24 protein-coding genes and 1 pseudogene are annotated in these 18,691 nt (G+C 65.7%); 11 read left to right on the top strand and 14 right to left on the bottom strand.

Annotated features, from left to right (window positions below; translation table 11 throughout):
- Positions 1 to 141 precede the first annotated feature (141 nt).
- Complete coding sequence (locus BR47_RS0125710; RefSeq protein WP_081633444.1) at positions 142 to 873, top strand: SigB/SigF/SigG family RNA polymerase sigma factor; 732 nt, start codon at positions 142 to 144, stop codon at positions 871 to 873.
- Here BR47_RS0125710 and BR47_RS31495 read toward each other — a convergent pair.
- From BR47_RS31495 to BR47_RS0125695, 3 genes are all read right to left on the bottom strand, one after another.
- Positions 855 to 1,091 (bottom strand): CDGSH iron-sulfur domain-containing protein, encoded by a 237-nt coding sequence (locus BR47_RS31495; protein ID WP_081633426.1) that lies wholly within the window; start codon positions 1,089 to 1,091, stop codon positions 855 to 857. The two genes, BR47_RS0125710 and BR47_RS31495, sit on opposite strands and share 19 nt — an antisense overlap.
- On the bottom strand, positions 1,088 to 1,765 hold the full coding sequence (locus tag BR47_RS0125700; protein WP_051635005.1) for a methyltransferase: 678 nt from the start codon (positions 1,763 to 1,765) through the stop codon (positions 1,088 to 1,090). The genes BR47_RS31495 and BR47_RS0125700 overlap by 4 nt, the downstream gene beginning before the upstream one ends.
- 122 nt (positions 1,766 to 1,887) lie before the next feature.
- Entirely contained in the window at positions 1,888 to 2,652 is a 765-nt protein-coding gene (locus BR47_RS0125695) for an endonuclease/exonuclease/phosphatase family protein (protein ID WP_029105290.1), read from the bottom strand.
- A gap of 55 nt (positions 2,653 to 2,707) precedes the next feature.
- On the opposite strand from BR47_RS0125695, the gene BR47_RS0125690 reads away from it, so the two are divergent.
- The 3 genes from BR47_RS0125690 (at position 2,708) to BR47_RS33615 (ending at position 3,738) form a co-directional block, all read left to right on the top strand.
- Positions 2,708 to 3,256 carry a nucleotidyltransferase family protein gene (locus BR47_RS0125690; protein WP_029121241.1) on the top strand — a complete coding sequence of 183 codons (549 nt, stop codon included), beginning with the start codon at positions 2,708 to 2,710 and terminating at the stop codon, positions 3,254 to 3,256.
- A gap of 84 nt (positions 3,257 to 3,340) precedes the next feature.
- Complete coding sequence (locus BR47_RS0125685; protein ID WP_090562272.1) at positions 3,341 to 3,553, top strand: hypothetical protein; 213 nt, start codon at positions 3,341 to 3,343, stop codon at positions 3,551 to 3,553.
- Positions 3,554 to 3,582: 29 nt separating this feature from the next.
- Positions 3,583 to 3,738 carry a DUF6131 family protein gene (locus BR47_RS33615; protein WP_020101720.1) on the top strand — a complete coding sequence of 52 codons (156 nt, stop codon included), beginning with the start codon at positions 3,583 to 3,585 and terminating at the stop codon, positions 3,736 to 3,738.
- A 29-nt stretch (positions 3,739 to 3,767) separates the two neighbouring features.
- Here BR47_RS33615 and BR47_RS34220 read toward each other — a convergent pair whose 3' ends face one another.
- From BR47_RS34220 to BR47_RS0125665, 3 genes are all read right to left on the bottom strand, one after another.
- Complete coding sequence (locus BR47_RS34220) at positions 3,768 to 4,517, bottom strand: DoxX family protein (RefSeq protein WP_020101719.1); 750 nt, start codon at positions 4,515 to 4,517, stop codon at positions 3,768 to 3,770.
- 73 nt (positions 4,518 to 4,590) lie between these two features.
- Positions 4,591 to 4,797, bottom strand: coding sequence for an Rv3202a family protein (locus BR47_RS0125670; protein WP_020101718.1), 207 nt, complete (start codon positions 4,795 to 4,797; stop codon positions 4,591 to 4,593).
- A gap of 99 nt (positions 4,798 to 4,896) precedes the next feature.
- Positions 4,897 to 5,196 carry a hypothetical protein gene (locus tag BR47_RS0125665; protein ID WP_020101717.1) on the bottom strand — a complete coding sequence of 100 codons (300 nt, stop codon included), beginning with the start codon at positions 5,194 to 5,196 and terminating at the stop codon, positions 4,897 to 4,899.
- A gap of 143 nt (positions 5,197 to 5,339) precedes the next feature.
- On the opposite strand from BR47_RS0125665, the gene BR47_RS0125660 reads away from it, so the two are divergent.
- From BR47_RS0125660 to BR47_RS0125650, 3 genes are all read left to right on the top strand, one after another.
- On the top strand, positions 5,340 to 6,362 hold the full coding sequence (locus tag BR47_RS0125660; RefSeq protein ID WP_036427778.1) for an iron-containing redox enzyme family protein: 1,023 nt from the start codon (positions 5,340 to 5,342) through the stop codon (positions 6,360 to 6,362).
- 75 nt (positions 6,363 to 6,437) lie between these two features.
- The gene (locus BR47_RS0125655; RefSeq protein WP_029121239.1) at positions 6,438 to 6,998 is read left to right on the top strand and encodes a hemerythrin domain-containing protein; all 561 of its coding nucleotides are present in this window, start codon (positions 6,438 to 6,440) and stop codon (positions 6,996 to 6,998) included.
- Between the two features lie 131 nt (positions 6,999 to 7,129).
- Positions 7,130 to 7,543, top strand: a complete 414-nt coding sequence (locus BR47_RS0125650) for a low affinity iron permease family protein (protein ID WP_020101714.1) — start codon at positions 7,130 to 7,132, stop codon at positions 7,541 to 7,543.
- A 9-nt stretch (positions 7,544 to 7,552) separates the two neighbouring features.
- Here the strand turns inward: BR47_RS0125650 and ctaD are convergent, their stop codons facing one another.
- On the bottom strand, positions 7,553 to 9,232 hold the full coding sequence (gene ctaD, locus BR47_RS0125645) for an aa3-type cytochrome oxidase subunit I (RefSeq protein ID WP_029121238.1): 1,680 nt from the start codon (positions 9,230 to 9,232) through the stop codon (positions 7,553 to 7,555).
- 73 nt (positions 9,233 to 9,305) lie between these two features.
- Here ctaD and BR47_RS0125640 point away from each other — a divergent pair, with 73 nt between their 5' ends.
- Positions 9,306 to 9,842, top strand: a complete 537-nt coding sequence (locus BR47_RS0125640; protein ID WP_020101712.1) for a Dps family protein — start codon at positions 9,306 to 9,308, stop codon at positions 9,840 to 9,842.
- Here BR47_RS0125640 and BR47_RS0125635 read toward each other — a convergent pair.
- Positions 9,833 to 10,801 carry a TIGR03557 family F420-dependent LLM class oxidoreductase gene (locus BR47_RS0125635; protein WP_029121237.1) on the bottom strand — a complete coding sequence of 323 codons (969 nt, stop codon included), beginning with the start codon at positions 10,799 to 10,801 and terminating at the stop codon, positions 9,833 to 9,835. The two genes, BR47_RS0125640 and BR47_RS0125635, sit on opposite strands and share 10 nt — an antisense overlap.
- An 83-nt stretch (positions 10,802 to 10,884) precedes the next feature.
- Between BR47_RS0125635 and BR47_RS0125630 the strand changes: the two genes are divergently transcribed.
- Both BR47_RS0125630 and BR47_RS0125625 read left to right on the top strand, forming a co-directional pair.
- Positions 10,885 to 11,547, top strand: a complete 663-nt coding sequence (locus BR47_RS0125630) for a PAS and ANTAR domain-containing protein (RefSeq protein ID WP_081831402.1) — start codon at positions 10,885 to 10,887, stop codon at positions 11,545 to 11,547.
- Between the two features lie 30 nt (positions 11,548 to 11,577).
- The gene (locus BR47_RS0125625) at positions 11,578 to 12,603 is read left to right on the top strand and encodes an Rv2578c family radical SAM protein (RefSeq protein WP_029121235.1); all 1,026 of its coding nucleotides are present in this window, start codon (positions 11,578 to 11,580) and stop codon (positions 12,601 to 12,603) included.
- 1 nt (position 12,604) lies between these two features.
- Here BR47_RS0125625 and BR47_RS0125620 read toward each other — a convergent pair whose 3' ends face one another.
- Genes BR47_RS0125620 through BR47_RS0125595 form a run of 6 tightly spaced genes read right to left on the bottom strand, consistent with a single transcriptional unit; the run spans position 12,605 to position 18,273 of the window.
- A complete protein-coding gene (locus BR47_RS0125620) occupies positions 12,605 to 13,609 on the bottom strand; it encodes a zinc-binding alcohol dehydrogenase family protein (RefSeq protein WP_029121234.1) in 1,005 nt (334 codons plus the stop codon).
- Positions 13,610 to 13,629: 20 nt separating this feature from the next.
- Complete coding sequence (locus BR47_RS0125615; RefSeq protein ID WP_020101706.1) at positions 13,630 to 14,610, bottom strand: Acg family FMN-binding oxidoreductase; 981 nt, start codon at positions 14,608 to 14,610, stop codon at positions 13,630 to 13,632.
- A gap of 49 nt (positions 14,611 to 14,659) precedes the next feature.
- Positions 14,660 to 15,277, bottom strand: a complete 618-nt coding sequence (locus tag BR47_RS0125610) for a TetR/AcrR family transcriptional regulator (RefSeq protein ID WP_029121233.1) — start codon at positions 15,275 to 15,277, stop codon at positions 14,660 to 14,662.
- A gap of 19 nt (positions 15,278 to 15,296) precedes the next feature.
- A complete protein-coding gene (locus BR47_RS0125605; RefSeq protein WP_029121232.1) occupies positions 15,297 to 16,118 on the bottom strand; it encodes a mycofactocin-coupled SDR family oxidoreductase in 822 nt (273 codons plus the stop codon).
- Complete coding sequence (locus tag BR47_RS31485) at positions 16,115 to 17,677, bottom strand: flavin-containing monooxygenase (protein WP_036427775.1); 1,563 nt, start codon at positions 17,675 to 17,677, stop codon at positions 16,115 to 16,117. The genes BR47_RS0125605 and BR47_RS31485 overlap by 4 nt, the downstream gene beginning before the upstream one ends.
- Positions 17,674 to 18,273 (bottom strand): TetR/AcrR family transcriptional regulator, encoded by a 600-nt coding sequence (locus BR47_RS0125595; RefSeq protein WP_020101702.1) that lies wholly within the window; start codon positions 18,271 to 18,273, stop codon positions 17,674 to 17,676. Before BR47_RS0125595 ends, BR47_RS31485 begins: the two co-directional genes overlap by 4 nt.
- 192 nt (positions 18,274 to 18,465) lie before the next feature.
- On the opposite strand from BR47_RS0125595, the pseudogene BR47_RS33895 reads away from it, so the two are divergent.
- Positions 18,466 to 18,691: pseudogene (locus BR47_RS33895) on the top strand (IS481 family transposase); the annotation flags it as partial.

The following is an 18,691-nucleotide window of genomic DNA, read 5'->3' as shown; positions in this document are numbered from 1 at the left end:
GGTGGTGTCGTGCGTGCTGTCACACCCTGGAAGGGGTGCTGCATGTCAGTTTCTGTGTTGGAAAACGACTTTCGCGAAACGAGCGAGCCGGTTGAGGCGGGCTCGGATCAAAGTCCTGACGAATACGCGGACGTGGTCGCGATGGTCGCGGTGCTCCGTCAATTACCGCCCGACTCGGACGCCTACGCGCGTCAACTCGAACGGATCGTGCTGCGGTGCTGCCCGCTGGCGGACCGGGTGGCCCGCCACTTCGACCGCCGAGGCGAGAACCTCGAAGACCTGATCCAGGTGGCCCGGGTGGGGTTGCTGCAGGCGGTCAACCGGTTCGATCCCGCGCGGGGATCACGATTCGTCGCGTTCGCCCTTCCCACGATGATGGGGGAGTTGCGCCGGTACTTCCGTGACTATGGCTGGAAAGTGCACGTACCCAGGCGAATTCGCGATCGGCAGCACGATATTGCCTGTGCTACTGCATATCTGACGAGTGACCTGAGAAGGGCGCCGAGTATCGAGGAGCTCGCCAAGGAACTGGAGATAGACCGTGACCAGGTCGTCGAGAGCATCGTGGCAGCCAAGGCGTATCAGCCCCAGTCGCTCGACGTGAACGTCAGCGACGACGATGCGCGCGCGCAGGCGCTGGGTGACTCGCTCGGTGAGATGGACGCCGGCTTCGACCGAGTGACGGATCGCGAATCGGTACGGTCCCTGCTGGCGGCGCTGCCTCGACGCGAGCAGAAGGTGCTTTATCTGCGGTACTTCGGTGCCATGACGCAGCGTCAGATCGCCGACTCGATCGGCGTTTCCCAGATGCATGTGTCACGGATACTGGACCGCACCTTGCGCGATTTGCGAGCTCAAGTGGGTTGCGCCTGATCGACGCCGGACTTTCGGCCATCGGCGGCAGAACGGTTCTGTCGCCGATGGCTGGTGTCGCACCACGGATAGGTTTTGCTGCGCTGGCAGCAGCAGATGGCGACCATGAATCTGTCGGAGCAGACCCGGGTGCCGTCTTCCAGTTCGACCTCGACCGGTCCCTGGATCAACATCGGGCCGCGGGGGACGATGCGCACGGTTCTTCGGCTGGGGCTCATGGCTTCACCGCCTTGATGGCGGCCAGTTCTTCGGTGCGTCGTCCGGGCGTCAAGCGACCGGTGTCTTCCAGCCAGCGTGCCCGTGCGGTCATCACGGGCCCGAACGGGATGGTCCGGCGCGCCACCACAGCGGCCTGAAGTCCGCCGTCCCGCAAGGCGGTGACGCTGCTCGCGACACCGGCGAACTCGGACTGAACGATGAGCAGTGTGCCACCGCGCTTGAGCAGTGCGGGTGCCGCGGCGCAGAGCGGATCGAGGATGAGTCGGCCGTCGGGACCGGCATTGAACGATGTGGGCGGGCCGCCGGCGCCGACGATCACCGGCTCCCGGCTGGCGGGCTCCGGCACGTACGGCGGGTTGCACAGCACCAGGTCGAACGGCTCGAGTTCCAGCGCCGCCGACCAGGAACCGAGCCGCGCATCGATCGGGGATTGGGCGAGTCGAGCATTGGCGCGGGCCGCCGCGATGGCGGCGCGTGACGTATCGAAGGCGACGACGCTGTCTGCTCCGGCACCGGACGCAGCAATCGCTGCCACCCCGCTTCCCGTACACAGGTCCGCGACGCGCATACCCGCCGGGTGGCAGCAGCGGTGCATGGTATCGATCAGCAGTCGCGAATCATGTTGCGGCAGATATACGTTTGCGCACTCGCGGGAGATTTCGGAGCTCAGCATCGGGCTTCCTCTCTGGATTCAACCTCTCCGATATAGCCGCGAAGTTGTATCGGCAAACGCATCGAATCGGTAACGCGGCTCGAGGTGAACGGTTTTGATGCCGCCGGAACGGGTAACTACCGTCAATGCCGGGTCACGGTGACAGCCAAGGGACGGTGATCCGAGAGTTCCACCCGCGGGGTGGCATGTCGGAGCACGGTCAGCTGCCGGTCGTCGGTGAGAAGGTGGTCGAGCTGCTGAGTCGGTTCTTCGGCCGGGAAGGTGTCGGCACACGCGAGCGGGCGCATGCCCGTCCAGCGCACCGCCGGCCCCGTCGCCATGTTCAAGTCGCCGGCGATGATGTGCGGCCCCGGCAGGGCGCGAACGGTACGGGCCAGCTGCCGCAGTTGATGCCGATTCCAGCCGGGCACGAACGACAAGTGCGTACCGGCGATCGTCATGGCGCCCAACGGCGTATCGAGCCGTGCGAGCACCGCCGCCCGGGGCTCCTCGTGCACGATCATCACTTTTCCGGGGACCGGCAGATACATCGGAAAGCGGGTCGGTATCCGCGGCAGCCGCAGTACCTGCCAGCTGGTCGCCGGATAGCGCGAGAGCAGCGAGATGCCGTATGCCGCCGATTCCGGATGTTCCTCGCCGGTGGCCGCGATCCAGGTGGCGCCCGGCGTTCCGGTGATGGCGGCGACGAACCGGTGCGAGACCGCGTTCATCACTTCAGCCGCGATGGCGGTCAGATCCGCTCGGCCGGAACGCGATTGGTCGAAATCCACTTCCTGCAGCGCCAGGATGTCCGGGTCGAGAATGCTGATACTGCGGCGCAGCCTGTCGAGGTGGACGCCGTCGCCGACGGTGCGGCCGTGCAGGATGTTGAAGGTCGCGAGGCGCATCGAAGTCATGATGTCTCGATACCCGCGAATACCGGCTTTGATCGCGCGGTCCGTCATGTGTCCTGAGCGCACCCAACTGCGAGATGCACTGCGCGCCGCGGCGAGTGCCTTCAAGGCCAATGCCCAGAGCTTCGCCCTTGCCGGCAGCTACGCCCTGTGGGTCCACGGCGCCCCGGAGCCCGATCACGATGTCGACTTCGTCGTGCCTGAGGAGGACACCGAGTCGGCGGTGAAAATCCTGGGGCAGAACGGCTTCGACATCGAGCGGACACCTGAGGATTGGCTGTTCAAGGCGCACGTCGACGGCGTCCTCGTCGACGTCCTGCACCGGCTCAACGGTGTGCCGGTGGACTCCGCCCTGCTCTCCGGCGCCGTGGTGCGTGAAGTGCTGGCCATTTCGATGCCGGTGCTGACCCCCGATGCGGTGATCACTCAGAAGCTGCTGACCCTCAATGAGCATCACTGTGACTTCGCGCCGCTGCTGCCGGCGGTGCGCGCCGTCCGTGAGCAGCTCGACTGGCCGCGCATTCGAGAGCTGGTGGCCGGGAACGACTTCGCCATGGCGTTCCTTGAGCTGGCGACACGTCTTCGGCTGGACCAGTGACGGCTTTCCCGCGCGTTAGTTTGCCATCACGCGCCCATGGGTACTTCTTTTCATGAGACCAGAGAAGTCTGTGTAGGAGGAGCCATGTTGCGAGGAAGCGTGGGCGTCATCGTGGTGGTCTGGCTGCTGATCGGTGTATTGGCAGCTTGGCAGCGCGACTATTTCCGCGGCGGCGACACCAGCTGCGGCTCGGCAGGGCGTATCGCGCTGACCGTGGTCGCCGGGCCGTTGAACTACGCCGGGGTCAATCCGAAGGTCGTCGATTGCCGACTGCCACAACCAAGTGCGATGCGGTAAGCCGCGTCTGAGATAAGGAAACGATCATCATGATTGCTTTGGGAGTAGTCCTGCTCATCCTGGGCTTCGTCTTCAACGTGTATCTGCTGTGGGTCCTGGGCATCGTGCTCGTCGTGGTGGGCGCGGTCTTCTGGCTCCTCGGGGCGGCCGGTCACGCCGTCGCCGGACGCCGTTACTGGTATTGACACAACGCGAGGGGGCGAAAGCCCGGGCCTCAGGCCCGGGCTTTCGCCTTCTTCGCGGTAGTGACTGCGGTGTCGGCCAGCTCCGAAGCACGCGCGCTGGCCTTCCGGTAGGCCGATTCCGCATACGGGGCAGCCTTTTCCAAGCCGTCTCCTAGGGTGTCGGCCAATTCAGAAGCACGTGCGCTGGCTTTCCGGTAGGCCGATTCCGCATAGGGGGCAGCCTTTTCCAGTCCGTCCTCCAATTTCTCGCGCGCGACGCCGGCGAGTTCACGGCCGTGCTCGAGCGCGACTTCCGTCCGCGATGGGACGGTCGATGAGAGGGCCTCGGCTGCCCGTTGCGCGGCCCGCCGTCCCCGCCAGCCCAGCGACGGCTTTCCGGCGGTATCCGCCGAGGCGAGGATCAGACCGCCGAGCAGGCTGAGGTCGGCCAGGAAGCCGCGGCGCTTGGCGGCCTTCGCCTCGGGATCGTTCTCGGTCCAGAACATGTGGTGCCCCAGGTTTGCCGGAATCACCGTCGCGGCGAGTACCGCCGACGCCACGCGTGGGATGCGTCCGGTGGCCAGCAGCAGCCCACCGGCGACCTGGGCGGCCGCGGTCGCCTGCGCCACGGCGACGGCGTTGGACGGCACGTTGCGTGCCACGGGATCCGGCATGTCCTTCAGGCCGTCGAGCGCCGGCTGTACGGCCTCGGCGCCGGAGTCGGTGTTCAACAGGGTTTCGACGCCCTGTCCGATGAACGCGGTGGCAAGAAGCGGGCGGGCGATCCTACGAATGATCATGGAGCAGGGATTTCCCGTGCGGCTTGCGCCCAAACATCATCCTGGCGCGGGATAGGCGAGCGGCGTGTCCATCTCAGGCGTCGCGTCCGAAATCGTCTTCATCGGCGTCTATTTCGACGTCCGTGGTCTGCTCCACCCAATCGTGCGGGGCGGCCTCCGTCGGTGGGTTGTCGCTGCCGGTGACCGCTGCTTCATCGTCGAGGACCTGTTCGTGGACGTCACGCGACTGCTCGACGGCGTCCGCGTCGGGAACTGCGTCCGGGAACTGTTGTGGTGTCATGACAGAGCAGATACCCGGCCCGCCCGCCGGAAAACACTTCGTGTTCAAGGGGCCGGGCGAGATCGACTGCGCGGCAAGGGGAGATATCCCGGCTCCGAGTCAGCTCGTCGGCGGCGTCCGCGGCTCACCAGGATGCGAGTGGAGATAGTCGAGCTCACGGCGCCGGATGCGGCGGTGCCGCGTGAAGAGCCACGCGCCACCCACCACAGCCAGCACGGCCGCGATTGCCAGCGTCACTCCACCTGTGTCCGGTTGAGCCTCGGCGAAGAAGTACAGGCTCACGACCAGGGTGGCAACTGCGAGGGCAAGAGCCACCAGACCCGGAGCATTCGTGCCGTCCTTGAAGGATTCGCCGGCATGCGGCCGGGTGGTGCGAGCATGGTCGACGGGGTCTTTCATGGGATGCCTCCTGGGGATAAGTCCTCGACGTTCTAATGCCCGGCGCAGCGCGGTTCTACACCCGCCGTGCCGACGCCTACACCCCGTGAGCCGCAGTGCCAGCGGGTTTAGCTGCCCGTGCCTGCGGGTATCGGGGAGGTCTCATGTGCACAGAAGAACTTGTTCAGCCTTTGCTGCCGGATCCGCGCGGTCCATTGTCGAGTGTGGTGACCGGACTGCTGGGGGAGCGACTGCCCACGCAGTATTTGGCGCGGATACAGCTACCACTACTCGCGAACACCGATCCCTTCGGACTCGACCTCCAGTTGGCGCTCTATGTCTGCTACGAGCTGCATTACCGGGGCTTCACCGGCACCGACGAGAAGTGGGAATGGAACCCCGCGCTCCTCGATGTTCGCCATCGTCTCGAGGAGCGATTCCTCGCCGCCGTCCGGGAGCTCGTCGGTGACATCAGCCCCGACAGTACGGCGCACGCCGAGCTGAATCGCTGTGACACCGAACCTGTCGATGACTCGAGTCTGTCTGTGTACCTGCAAGATCAGGCGACGTGGCCGCAGATGCAGGAGTACTTCGTCCACCGGTCGCTGTACCACCTGAAGGAAGCCGACCCGCAGTCGTGGATCATTCCGCGGTTGACCGGACGCGCGAAAGCCGCGCTGGTGGCAGTGGAATACGACGAATACGGCGGTCGGGGCGGCTACGCGACCATGCACCAGCGCCTGTTCGCCGATCTGCTCGACGCCGCGGATCTGCGCAGCGACTACCTGCACTACCTCGGCAACGCGACGGGCAGCACGCTGGCCGCGGTGAACCTCATGTCGATGTTCGGTCTGCATCGTCACCTGCGCGGCGCGGCCGTCGGCCATTTCGCCGCGACCGAACTGACCTCGTCGCCGGCATCGCAGCGAATAGTCAAGGGCCTCAGGCGACTTGGCGCCCCGCGGCCGTGCGTCGACTTCTATCGCGAGCATGTCGAGGCCGACGCGGTTCACGAACAGGTGGTCCGCAAGGACGTCGTGGCAGACCTGCTGTCGCGTGAGCCGGGCCTGGAACTGGACATCGTGTTCGGCATCCGGGCCTTCGACGCGATCGAGGGACGGCTCGCCGATCACATGCTGTCCAGCTGGGCGGCGGGGTGCCCGTCGCTGCACCACTGGCCCGTTTGACCTCCGGCGCACCGGGTAACCGGTGGGGGACGCGCTCACAGCCCGGGCGCGTAAGACGTTCCCACAGGAGGAAATATGGCTTCTCACGCCCTCAAATCCCCGTCTGATGTGATCGATCTCCTCACTGATCAGCACGAGCAGATCAAGTCACTGTTCACCGAGACCCTGGTGCTGACCGGCGACGAGAGAGCGAGGTCGTTCCGGGATCTGCGCCGGCTCCTCGCGGTGCACGAGACTGCAGAGGAGGAGATCGTCCATCCGCGCGCGAAGCAGAAGCTGCCCGGTGGCGAGAAGGTTGTCGACGCCAGGCTCGAAGAGGAGCACGAGGCGAAAAAGCTTCTCGCCGAATTGGAATCGCTCGATGTCGATAGCAAGGAGTTCACCACCAAGCTGACGAAACTCCGCGACGCGGTGATCGCGCACGCCGAGCACGAGGAGGCCGAGGAGTTCGCCAAGCTCGGAACCGAGCTGTCGCAGACGGAACTTCAGCGCATGGGTGAAATCGCCAAACTCGCCGAAGCGGTCGCACCGACCAGGCCACACCCCGGTGTGGAGTCCCCGGTCGCGAACCTCATCGTCGGGCCGTTTGCAGCCATGCTGGACCGGGTACGGGACGTGATCTCGAGCGCCCGCTGACCGACGATCGCTGGGTGCATTCGAATCCGATGCGTCCCATGCCAAGTCGAATGGCCATGTTGGTGGAGTTCCTGGTGAGTTTGTCTCCGAACCTTCCGGGGTAAACAACGGTGCTCAGGAAAGGACGCGCCATGACCGCCTCCGATAATGCCGTCGCTGACGTGATGCCGTCCGGTGTCACCGGCAAGGTGTCCCCGTTCGACCGATTCGCCACCAGCACGGCCGAAATCGTTTCCCGGGCCTGGTTCTTCCTGGCCTGCGTGCTGCTGGTGATCGTCTGGGCGCCGACGTTCGCCCTCATGACCGTCGACACCTGGCAGCTGGTCATCAACACGATCACGACGATCATCACGTTCCTGTTGGTCGCCCTGCTGCAGAACACCCAGCGGCGTTCCGATGACGCGATTCAGCACAAGCTCAACGCCGTCGCCGACGCCCTGGCAGATTTGATGCACCACCTGGGCGACGAGAACGACAGCATTCGCGACGACGAGAAAGAACTGCGGGAGGCCGTCGGTCTCGAAGAACGCGAAAGCACCGGCTGACGGTGACCGTCACCGGCCGACGTGCGACTCGTTACGCATCCGTTCTGTCATGTGGGGGTAGTGCAGCTCGAAAGCCGGCCGCTCCGAACGGATTCGGGGCAGCTCGGTGAAGTTGTGCCGCGGCGGCGGGCAGGTCGTGGCCCACTCGAGCGAGTTGCCGTGGCCCCAGGGGTCCTCGACGACGACGGGCTCGCCGTAGCGCCAGCTCTTGAACACGTTCCAGACGAACGGCAGCACCGACAGCGCAAGGATGAAGGACCCGATGGTGGAGACCAGGTTGAGGGCGTCGAAGCCGTCGCCGGGCAGGTAGTCCGCATAGCGGCGGGGCATGCCCGCATCGCCCAGCCAGTGCTGCACGAGGAACGTGGTGTGGAAGCCGATGAAGGTCAACCAGAAGTGCAGCTTGCCGAGGCGCTCGTCGAGCAGCCGTCCGCACATCTTCGGGAACCAGAAGTAGATGCCGGCATAGGTGGCGAACACGATGGTGCCGAACAGCACGTAATGGAAGTGCGCCACAACGAAATACGAGTCCGTGACGTGGAAGTCGAGCGGCGGGCTGGCCAGCAGCACGCCGGAGAGTCCGCCCAAGAGGAAGGTGACGAGGAAACCGACCGAGAACAGCATCGGCGTCTCGAAGGTCAACTGCCCCTTCCACATGGTGCCGATCCAATTCCAGAATTTGATGCCGGTGGGGACCGCGATCAGGAACGTCATGAACGAGAAGAACGGCAGCAGCACGGCACCCGTGGCGAACATGTGGTGCGCCCACACCGCGACCGACAGCACGGTGATGGCCCACGTAGCGTAAATCAGTGTGGTGTAACCGAATATCGGTTTGCGCGAGAACACCGGAATGATCTCGGTGACGATGCCGAAGAACGGCAGCGCGACGATGTACACCTCAGGGTGCCCGAAGAACCAGAACAGGTGTTGCCACAGGATCGTGCCGCCATTGGCCGCGTCGTAGATGTGCGCCCCCAGGTGACGCTGCGCGAGCAGACCGAACAGCGCCGCGGTCAGGATCGGGAAGGCGAGGAGGATCAGCACGCCGGTGGCCACGATGTTCCAGGTGAAGATGGGCATGCGGAACATGGTCATGCCGGGGCAGCGCATGCAGACCACGGTGGTGATCATGTTGACCGCACCGAGGATGGTGCCGAGTCCGGACACGATCAGGCCCACGGCCCACAGGTCCCCACCGGACCCCGGCGAATGGGCAGCGTCGGACAACGGGGTGTACCCCGTCCACCCGAAATCCGCTGCGCCGCCGGGCACGACGAATCCGGCCAGCACCATCAGCCCACCGAACAGGAACAGCCAGAACGACAGCGCGTTGAGGCGGGGGAAGGCGACGTCCGGTGCGCCGATCTGCAGGGGCAGCACGAGATTCGCGAAACCGAACACGACGGGGGTCGCGTACAGCAGCAGCATCAAGGTGCCGTGCACGGTGAACAGCTGGTTGTACTGCTCGTTGGACAAGAACTGCAGACCGGGCGTGGCGAGCTCGGTGCGCATCAGCAATGCCATGATCCCGGCGCTGAAGAAGAACGCGAACGACGCCGCCAGGTACATCTGGCCGATCAGCTTGTGATCGGTCGTGCTGACGAGTCCGTACAGGACAGCGCCCAAACTCTTGCGGCGCGCCGGGAACGGCCGCTGCGGCGTCAACGGCACTTCGACAGCAGTCACCCCGGGGCGGTACCCGGGTCGCCCTGGTACTAAACGGTGTTTGCCCCCGATGCCGTAGGGGTAGAGGCAACCAATGAGCGAATTCACCATTCCAGGGCTTTCCGAAGAGCAGAGCAGCCGGATCCGAGAACTGCTGCAAATCCAACTGAGCACGTACAACGACCTGCATCTCACGCTCAAGCACGTGCATTGGAATGTTGTGGGCCCCAATTTCATTGGCGTGCACGAGATGATCGATCCGCAGGTCGAGCTGGTGCGGGGTTACGCCGATCAGACAGCCGAACGCGTCGCGGCGCTCGGCGCGTCGCCCGACGGTACGCCGGGGGCGATTCTCAAACATCGCACCTGGGACGACTACTCGATCGGCCGTGACACCGCGCAAGCGCACCTCGCGGCGCTCGACCTGGTCTACGACGGCGTCATCAAGGACGCGCGTAAGTCGATCGAAGAACTGGACGAGCTCGATCTGGTCACGCAGGACATGCTGATCGGTCAGGTCGCCGAACTGGAGAAGTTCCAGTGGTTCGTCCGCGCCCACCTGGAATCCGCCGGCGGCGAGCTGGCCACCGGCGGTGCGCACACCGAGCGCCAGGCCGCGGCTCAGGCGTAAGCCGACTCCTGGAATTCCGGTAGTACATCGCGCCCCCAGGCGTCGAAGAAGCCGTCCACGTCCGGGCCGATCTGTTGGACGTAGATTTCGTCGACGCCGGCGTCGACGTACTTGCGCAACTGGGCGACATGGGCGTCGATGTCGGGTCCGCAGACGATCGCGTCGGTGACGGCCTCGCGCGTCACCAGGCTCGCGGCGGACGCGAAATCCGTTGGCCTGGGCAGAATCTGGTTGAGTTGTCCCGGTAGCTGCTCGGTGGCCCACAAACGGTGCGCCGTGTCGGCCGCGAATTCCGGGTCCAGGTCCCAGCAGACCTTCATCCCGGCCTGCACCGGCTTGCGGCCGCCGCCGGCCTCGCGGAACAGCGCAACGCGATCGGCGTCGGGCATGGTGATGCAGTAGCCGTCACCGATCCGCCCTGCCAGCCGGGTTGCCTGCGGGCCGAAACCCGAAATATAGATCGGTATGCGGTGGTCCGGCAGCGTGTAGATGCGCGCGTCCTGGACGTGGAAGTAGCGGCCGTCGTGGTTCAGTTCTTCGCCGCGGTGCAGAGCCCTGATGAGCGAGACCGCTTCGGCGAGTCGGTCCAGCCGTTCACCGGCCGAGGGCCACGGGTCGCCGAGGATGTGCTCGTTCAGCGCCTCTCCGCTGCCGACTCCGAGCCGGAAGCCGCCGCGCAGCTGCACGGCGGCTGTCGCGGCGGCCTGCGCGATGATCGCGGGATGTATCCGGAACGTCGGGCACGTGACGGCGGTCGTCACGGGTAGTGCCGTCACCTCGGACAGCGCGCCCAGAATGCCCCAGACGAAGGGGCTTTGGCCCTGTTCGTCGTTCCACGGGTGGAAGTGGTCTGATACCCACAGCGCGTGGAATCCGGCTTCCTCGGCTCGTCTGGCCTGAGCGATCAGGTCGTGGGGATTGAACTGTTCACAGCAGAGGAAGTAACCGATATGCGTCATGTGGGCCGCGTACCCGGCAAGTGAGGCGGACAATCCCGCTAGGGAGTTACGATGATTACGGCCACCTGCCACCACATAACGACATGAGTGAAACCGACGGCGAAATCGCCGAGTCCGAGTCCTGGGACGTCGCCGCCGTGTTCAGCGGCGGCGCTGAGCAGCATGTCGGCAGCTTTCAGTTCAATCTCGCCGAACAACGGTGGGTGTGGTCTGAAGAGGTGGCCCGCATGCACGGCTACGCGCTGGGGGAAGTGGAGCCCACCACCGAATTGCTGTTGAGTCACAAGCATCCAGACGACCGGGCCAAGGTCGCCGAGATTCTCGAGCGGGTGCAGACGGGTGGGTTGTTCAGCAGCCGGCACCGCATCGTCGACGCCGACGGGAGGATCCACTGGGTGGTGGTGGTCAGTGACCGGATGACCGACGACGACGGTGAGGTCACCGGCACGCACGGCTACTACATCGATGTCACCGCCGGCATCCAGTCCGACCTCACCACGGCCATGGCCTCGGTGGTGGAGTCGCGCGCCGTGATCGACCAGGCCAAGGGCGTCCTCATGGCGGCGTACGGCATCGACGCCGACCGTGCCTTCGAGATTCTGAAATGGCGCTCGCAAGCCACCCAGGTGAAGCTCAGGACCGTCGCGGCCCGGTTGTTGGACGCCGTCATTCGCGAAGGACTCGCCCCTGACACCGTCAGCGCGATCGACCATCTGTTGCTAGTCGACGGACCCAGCGAGGCTTGACAAAGCGTCGAACAATTGTTCGAATGAAGTGTGCGGTGGGACGGGCAGACGGTGGCGCGGGCCGAGGCGGACGGCGCGCTACCCGGCCTGGAACGGCTCGGTCTGGTGCGCAGCGTCCGGGTTCCCAAATTCGACGGCATCACGTTCCATGAGGTGCTCTGCAAGTCGGCGCTGAACAAAGTGCCGGAAGCGTCGAATCTGCCGTTCCGGTACACCGTCAACGCCTACCGTGGCTGCTCGCACGCGTGCCGGTACTGCTTCGCCAGGCCCACGCACGAGTATCTGGACTTCGACTCCGGAAATGACTTCGACCGGGAACTCGTCGTGAAGACGAATGTCGCGGAAGTGTTGCGGCGGGAGCTCTTTCGGCGGTCGTGGACGCGTGACGCCGTCGCACTCGGTACCAATACCGATCCCTATCAACGCGCCGAGGGCCGGTACGCGCTGATGCCGGGAATCATCGCGGCGCTGACGGATTCGGGAACGCCGTTCTCGATCCTGACCAAGGGCACGCTGCTGCGCCGCGACCTGCCACTGATCGTCGACGCGGGCACCCGCGTGGGGGTCAGCGTCTCGGTGTCGCTGGCGATGCTCGACCCCGATCTGCACCGGTCGGTCGAACCCGGGACCCCCACGCCGGCCGCACGATTGGAGCTCATCTCGGCCATCACGGCGGCCGGGCTCGACTGCCACGTGATGGTGGCGCCGGTGCTGCCGTACCTGACCGACTCGGAGGCGCATCTGGAGGCGTTGCTGTCGCGCATCGCGGCGGCCGGTGCCACGGGTGTGACGGTCTTCGGACTGCATCTTCGCGGCGCGACGCGTGGCTGGTTCCTGGCGTGGCTGGGCTCGACGTATCCCGAACTGCTGCCCAAGTATCGCGAATTGTACGGGCGCGGTGCGTATCTCGGACCGGAGTACCGCGAACGGTTGCGTAATCGGGCCGCGCCACTGGTCGCGCGATACGGCCTCGGCGGCCGGGCGAACAGACTTGACACCGTGCGTACCGCCCCGGCGGCAGTGTCCGCCGGGGCGGTGCAGCCTGCGTTGTTCTGAGTCAGCCGACGTGGAGGACCGCGGCGCCCGAGATACGTCCGGCGGCCAGATCGCCCAGGGCACGGTCTGCCTGGTCGAGAGGGTAGATCGGGGCCGTGACATCGATGTGGTGGGTGCCGGCGAAGGCGAGGAATTCCCAGGCATCGGCGCGCGTGTTCGATGCCACCGACCGCACCTGGCGTTCCTGGAACAGATGGCGCTGGTAATTCAGTTCGGGGATGTCACTGAGATGAATGCCGGCAATCGCCAGGGTGCCGCCACGATCGAGGGCTTCGAGCGCCGGCAACACCAGATCACCCACGGGCGCGAACAGGATCGCGGCGTCCAAGGCGACCGGTGGCCGCGCCGTGGCGCCCTGGGCCGAGGCGGCACCGAGGGCGAGCGCGAGTTGCTGGGCAGCCTCGCCGCGGGTCATGACGTGCACCTCGGCGCCCTGGGCGAGCGCCACCTGCGCGGTGATGTGGGCACTGCCGCCGAAGCCATAGATTCCGAGCCGGCCACCGGCGGGTAGGTCGGCCCGAAGCAGCGACCGATAGCCGATGATGCCGGCACACAGCAGCGGTGCCAGTTCGGCGTCGGTGTATCCCGTGGGCAGCCGGTGGACGTAATCGGCTGGTGCCGTGATGAATTCGGCGTAGCCGCCGTCGGCGTCCCAGCCGGTGTAGCGGGAATGCGGGCACAGGTTCTCGGCGCCGCGGAGGCAGAATCGGCAGCTGCCGCAGGTGTGGCGGAGCCAGGCCACCCCGACCCGATCACCGACGGCGAGCTGCGGATGGGCGTGTTCGCCGACCGCCACCACCTCGCCCACCACTTCGTGGCCCGGGATGACGAGCGGTCGGTGCACCGGCAGGTCACCCTCGGCGATGTGTAAGTCGGTGCGACACACACCGCACGCCCGCACGGCGATGAGCACTTCACCGTCACCGGGCGCGGGGACATCGACGGAGTCGAATTCGAGTGGACCGCGCGCTATCGGCGCGGGCTCACGCACTCGCCATGCGCGCATGAACCCAGCCTACGTCGGGGTCAACCGGCCCGGACGTGAAAGACGTCCGACAAGGGGCGGCGCGGTGTCGGCGGTGGCACATCGTCGAATTCGGGCGCGACGCCGATCCGGACCAGCGCCTGCGGTAGCGGATGGCCCGTGAGCGTACCGATGATGTCGCGGGTGGCAGGGTGCTCGGTCACATGGGTCAGGGTGCAACTCGCCAGCCCGGCGGCGGTGGCTTCGATGAGCACCGCCGACAACGTCTCGCCACAGGCCAGGATGCTCTGCGGGGTGTCGTCGAACGCCGAGATCACCACGATGGTGGCCTGATCGTCGCCGCTGTGCTGCCGTCTTTCTTTGGTATGCGTCACCGGGAAGGTCCGTCCGACCTCGACCCGATCCGATTCCGCGGCCGAAACCAGTGCGCTGTGCGGAATTCCGGTGGTTGCCCCGAAAGGAGCTGTCCACCAAGCCAATTCAGCATGGTATGACGTGTCGTACATGCGCAGCGCCTCGGCGAGATGGGAGGCCTCGGCTACTTTGTCCCGCTGCTGCGGCGTGATCAGGTCGACGTGAGTGGGTCGGTCCTCGACGGCCAGTCGCAGGAGCATCTCGAACGCCGCCAGGTTCTCGACGGGGTCGTAGGGCAGCCGGTCCGAACGTCGACGCGCTATGGCGTCGGCGTCCCGGCGCTGGGCAGTTGTGACGCCGGCCGACTGGCGGAACTCGATATCTGCCAGGTGGTGGCGGTTGTTCGGATTTGGAAAACGGTCCACCAGGATCTCCCAGCCGCGCGCGGCCATGACCACGCGCAGATGGTCCAGGGCCGCGCCGCAGCTCAGCAAGGCCTGACGGCCGGAGCTGTCGGTGTCCACCAACTGATCGGGATCGAGGAAAAGCCGCAAGGTTGTCGATTCGAGCACCCAGATCCACGGCTGGCTGTTGTGGAACGACGGTGCCCGGCAGGCCGAATGAACTGCGTCCTCGATCTCCCCAAGCGCAACGGCGGTTTTCATCATGTGCTCACATTGCCCCGCCGCGAAGCGGCTCAGACAGGGCCAGAAGTCATCAGTTTTCCAACGCGCGCAGGCAGAACGCGTAGATGCGCTCGCTGCCGATCGGCGTGAGGTCCAGGCCCGGCCCCAGTGCACGCAGTCGCAGGGCGCCGAAGATGGTCTGCATGACCAGCGCCGCCGTGGCTTCGACGTCGAGGCCGGAAGCAAAGGTGCCATCGGTCATTCCGCGTTCGACGATGTTGACGATGAGCGCGTGCAACGGTGTGAGCACCCGGCCGTAGTCGTCCGGCATCGTTTCGGCCAGGCGGTCGTGGTAGAAGGTCAGCCCGCGATTGATGCGGTCCTGGGTGCTCGACGCGGGCGGCACGCAGATGCGGTCGACAAGCTCACGCAGCGCGTCCGCGGGGCTCAGCTCGGCCGCCTCGGCCTGCCATGTCGTGGTGAACTCGGTCAGCATCGCGTCGATCAGCGCCAGCACCAGCTCGTCCTTGGTGGCGAAGTGCTGATAGAAGGCCCGCAACGACGTCTTCGAGCGCTCCACGACCTGGAGCACCGTGAACTCCGTGCGGCCGGTCTCACCGAGGATGTCGAGGGCCGAGCGCATGAACTGTGTGGCGCGCGCCTGCGCGTCGAGACTGTTGTTTGCCACCTCGGCGTTCGACTTCGCCATGGCGACTGAGGTTACCCGGTCAGATCTTGAGATAACCCTTGTCTGCCGGGATTTGCGCCGCCGTCACCAACGATGATGCGTCGCTCGCCAACCACACCACGATGTCCGAGATCTGGTCCGGCTTGATGAGTGAATCCGTCGGCAGCGCGCCGGGGGAGAAGCTGTGGATGTACTGCGGATGATCCTGCAGGACCTGGTACATCGACACGTCGTTGCCCATCGGGGTGTCGGTGCCGTACGGGTGTACCGAATTCACGCGGATGCCGAACTCGCCCAGCTCGACGGCCAGCGCGTTGACCATGCCCACGACACCGAACTTGCTAGCGCAGTAGTGCCCGCAACCCGGCACCGCCTTGATGCCGGCCGCCGAGCTGGTGGCGATGATCGACCCACCGTTGCCGGCCTCGATCATGGCCGGCACGACAGCCCGGATGGTGTGCCACACGCCGGTCAGGTTGATGTCCAGGGTGTCCTGCCACTGCTGTGGGGAAATCTCCCAGAGCCGTCCCCAGTTGAGCACGCCCGCGTTGGCCACCACGATGTCCAGCCGCCCGAACTGCTCGATGGTCTCGGCGACCACGCGCTGCTGGCCTTCGGCATCCCGGACGTCGACCTGCTTGGCGTAGATCTTGCGACCTTCGCCTTCGACGAGGTTCACCGTCTCGGCCAGATCCGCGGGAGTCGCCGGCTCGTACCCGTTGGCTTCCGCGACGGGCGCGCAGGCGTCGATGGCGACGATGTCGGCTCCGGCTCGCGCCAGCCGCACACAGTGCGAACGGCCCTGTCCGCGCGCCGCCCCGGTGACATAGGCGACCTTGCCGGCCAGTGGTTGATCGATCATGCGCTGAGCTCCTCACTCATCGTGGCGGCCTGCACATTGCTGAACTCGTAGTCCGTCAGCGGCGATCGCCGCGCGAAAATCCTTGCGCCGGTGATGGTTTGCGGTCGGTAGTAGGGCGTTTCGTGCTGAGAGTTGACGAAGTACGTCCGCAGCTCCGATTTACGGGTGTAGTAGGTGTGCGCGGTCCGGCCGCGCCGCTCCATCAGGGCGTTCCACTTGTGGAACGCATCGTTGCTCACTGCGACGACGGGGGCACCGGCGCGGCGCCGGGCTTCTGCGATGAGCCGAACCGCATGGGCGGCAACGGTTTCGACGTAGTCCATCCACGCGAACCCGACGAACCCGAGCGGGCCGACGATCTCCCAGCGGTTCGGCAGCCGGGGGTGCGCCGTACCGGCGTAGGCATGCAGTCCGTGGGCGCGGTAGTACTCGGCGAGATCGAAACCATGGGAGCCCAGGATGGTTCCGGGCCGGTAGGTCTCCGGATCGATCCACAACTCATAGCCGGTGGCGGTGACCAGCAGGTCGGCCGGGTGGTCCACGCCGTCGACGGTGCGGACGCCGTCGTGGGTGATCCGCGCGATGGGCGTGGTGATCAGGTGCGTGTCGGGGTGGTTGAGCGCCGGCAGGAAATCGCTGGAGATCACCGGCCGTTTGGCCATGATGCCGTACCGGGGGAGCAGCGCCTTGCGGGTCGTCGGGTCCTGCACGGTCGACCGCAGCAGCAACCGGTAGAGATTGCGGCTGTTGCCGTCGTAGAGGGGCATGAGCCTGGTCAGCACCTTGCGGGGCAGCCGGGAGAAGACGTGGACGATCGGCACGACCATCGTCACGTCCATCAGCAGCCGACCGAATGCGTTGGCGGCGCTGACCACACCGGGCACCTTGAGCAGCCGCTGCATCCACGGCGGGATGTCGAAGTCGATCTTGGGCAGTACCCAGGCCGGAGTGCGTTGGTACACATCGAGATTGGCGGCGACCCCGGACAGTGCCCCGGTGATCTGCACGCCGCTGGAGCCGGTACCGATCACCGCGACGCGCTTGCCGCGGACGTCATAGTCGTCGTCCCAGTCGTTGGGGCGCAGGATGGTGCCTTGGAAGTCTTCGATGCCGTCGATGTCGATGACGTTCTTGGCGTTGACATATCCACCGACCGAGCTGATCAGGAACCGGGCCGTCACATCCGGCTGGTTGCGGATGGACAGCCGCCACAGGCCGGCGTCGTCGTCCCACTGTTGGCGCAGCACCTCGGAGTTCGCGCGCAGGTGCGGCCGCAGGCCGAGCTTGTCGGCGGTGTCGCGCAGGTAGGCGTAGATCTCCGGGCCGGGCGCGAAGAATCGGGACCAGTGGGGGTTGGGCGCGAACGACAGCTGGTACCACAGCGAGGGGATGTCGACGGCGAGCCCGGGGTAGTGGTTGTCGCGCCAGGTGCCACCGAAGTCGTCGCCGCGGTCGACGATGGCGAAGTCGTGAATCCCTTTCTGCTGCAACAGGTGAGCCGAGGCGATGCCGCCGGGCCCAGCGCCGATGATGACCACTTCGTGGTCGGGTGCGGTCATGGTGCCTCTCCGTTGAGTCCATTGATGATGTGGTCGGTGACGAAGCGCCGGATGGCGCGGGGATTGTCGAGATTGACGCCGATGGGCGGGAGCAGTTCGAAACTCAGCAGCACGCGGACGATCCACTCGCCGGCGCGCGCCGGGTCGACGCCTGGGCCGATCTCACCGTCGCGTTGCGCGGCCTTGACGCGTGGCTTCCAGAGCTCGACGGCGCGCTTCATCAGGTCTTCACCGATGTTGCGCAGCAGCAGGACGACGATGCCCTCGTTGATGCCCTTCTGTGGCGCTGAGGGCGAGCTCTGCCGGTGCGCGCAGATCAGGACGGCCGCGGCGGCGACCTGGTCGGCCAGTGTGGACTGCTTGTCGATCTCGGCGGCCATGCCGTCGACGAACGTCGAGGCCAGATGGTCCAGCGCGACGCTGATGGCGTGGTCACGACCGCCGAGCGCGTTGTAGACGGTGCCGCGGGAGACGCCGGCGGCCTCGGCCACGGCCGTGAGGCTGAATTGCCTTGGGCCCAAACGATGGAGCGTCTCCGCGGTGGCTTCCAGTAGTGCCGGCGAGATGGTGCGCGGTGTCGGCGGCTTTGCGGGCATTTGCACACATTAACGAAATTTGTTCAATGTGGTCAACGATTCGGGAAACCGATCGTGGCGGTGGCACTTGTCGGGGGTGTTATGTCTCAAGACATCGGTGACAGTTCTGCATCAGGACATCGGTGACAGTTCCGGTGGTCTTGGTGGTGACACTTCTGCCACCAGGCTCGGGCGGTGGCTGTCAATGAACCCATCGATCCTCGTGTCCGTCTGGCGATCGCGCAGTGGCCCGATGACGCGCCTCGTGGGGCGGTCTCGACGTTCTGCGTCGAGCATGGAATTTCTCGAAAGTCGTTCTACGCGTTACGTAAACGGGCCGTGACAGATGGTCAGGCTGCGGTGCTTGAACCGAGGACCCGGCGACCGAAGTCGAGTCCGTCGACACTTGGTGATGAGGTCAAGGAGCAGGCCATCGCGG

This window comes from Mycobacterium sp. UNC410CL29Cvi84 (assembly GCF_000686745.1).
Classification (GTDB): domain Bacteria; phylum Actinomycetota; class Actinomycetes; order Mycobacteriales; family Mycobacteriaceae; genus Mycobacterium; species Mycobacterium mucogenicum_B.
This window is presented reverse-complemented; position numbering and strand designations above follow the sequence as displayed.

Bases quoted from the DNA above. Each gene is read 5' to 3' on its own strand.
- BR47_RS0125710 (WP_081633444.1), top strand. From the start codon at position 142: ATGGTCGCGGTGCTCCGTCAATTACCGCCCGACTCGGACGCCTACGCG.
- BR47_RS31495 (WP_081633426.1), bottom strand. From the start codon at position 1,091: ATGAGCCCCAGCCGAAGAACCGTGCGCATCGTCCCCCGCGGCCCGATG.
- BR47_RS0125700 (WP_051635005.1), bottom strand. From the start codon at position 1,765: ATGCTGAGCTCCGAAATCTCCCGCGAGTGCGCAAACGTATATCTGCCG.
- BR47_RS0125695 (WP_029105290.1), bottom strand. From the start codon at position 2,652: ATGCGCCTCGCGACCTTCAACATCCTGCACGGCCGCACCGTCGGCGAC.
- BR47_RS0125690 (WP_029121241.1), top strand. From the start codon at position 2,708: ATGTGTCCTGAGCGCACCCAACTGCGAGATGCACTGCGCGCCGCGGCG.
- BR47_RS0125685 (WP_090562272.1), top strand. From the start codon at position 3,341: ATGTTGCGAGGAAGCGTGGGCGTCATCGTGGTGGTCTGGCTGCTGATC.
- BR47_RS33615 (WP_020101720.1), top strand. From the start codon at position 3,583: ATGATTGCTTTGGGAGTAGTCCTGCTCATCCTGGGCTTCGTCTTCAAC.
- BR47_RS34220 (WP_020101719.1), bottom strand. From the start codon at position 4,517: ATGATCATTCGTAGGATCGCCCGCCCGCTTCTTGCCACCGCGTTCATC.
- BR47_RS0125670 (WP_020101718.1), bottom strand. From the start codon at position 4,797: ATGACACCACAACAGTTCCCGGACGCAGTTCCCGACGCGGACGCCGTC.
- BR47_RS0125665 (WP_020101717.1), bottom strand. From the start codon at position 5,196: ATGAAAGACCCCGTCGACCATGCTCGCACCACCCGGCCGCATGCCGGC.
- BR47_RS0125660 (WP_036427778.1), top strand. From the start codon at position 5,340: ATGTGCACAGAAGAACTTGTTCAGCCTTTGCTGCCGGATCCGCGCGGT.
- BR47_RS0125655 (WP_029121239.1), top strand. From the start codon at position 6,438: ATGGCTTCTCACGCCCTCAAATCCCCGTCTGATGTGATCGATCTCCTC.
- BR47_RS0125650 (WP_020101714.1), top strand. From the start codon at position 7,130: ATGACCGCCTCCGATAATGCCGTCGCTGACGTGATGCCGTCCGGTGTC.
- BR47_RS0125640 (WP_020101712.1), top strand. From the start codon at position 9,306: ATGAGCGAATTCACCATTCCAGGGCTTTCCGAAGAGCAGAGCAGCCGG.
- BR47_RS0125635 (WP_029121237.1), bottom strand. From the start codon at position 10,801: ATGACGCATATCGGTTACTTCCTCTGCTGTGAACAGTTCAATCCCCAC.
- BR47_RS0125630 (WP_081831402.1), top strand. From the start codon at position 10,885: ATGAGTGAAACCGACGGCGAAATCGCCGAGTCCGAGTCCTGGGACGTC.
- BR47_RS0125620 (WP_029121234.1), bottom strand. From the start codon at position 13,609: ATGCGCGCATGGCGAGTGCGTGAGCCCGCGCCGATAGCGCGCGGTCCA.
- BR47_RS0125615 (WP_020101706.1), bottom strand. From the start codon at position 14,610: ATGATGAAAACCGCCGTTGCGCTTGGGGAGATCGAGGACGCAGTTCAT.
- BR47_RS0125610 (WP_029121233.1), bottom strand. From the start codon at position 15,277: ATGGCGAAGTCGAACGCCGAGGTGGCAAACAACAGTCTCGACGCGCAG.
- BR47_RS0125605 (WP_029121232.1), bottom strand. From the start codon at position 16,118: ATGATCGATCAACCACTGGCCGGCAAGGTCGCCTATGTCACCGGGGCG.
- BR47_RS31485 (WP_036427775.1), bottom strand. From the start codon at position 17,677: ATGACCGCACCCGACCACGAAGTGGTCATCATCGGCGCTGGGCCCGGC.
- BR47_RS0125595 (WP_020101702.1), bottom strand. From the start codon at position 18,273: ATGCCCGCAAAGCCGCCGACACCGCGCACCATCTCGCCGGCACTACTG.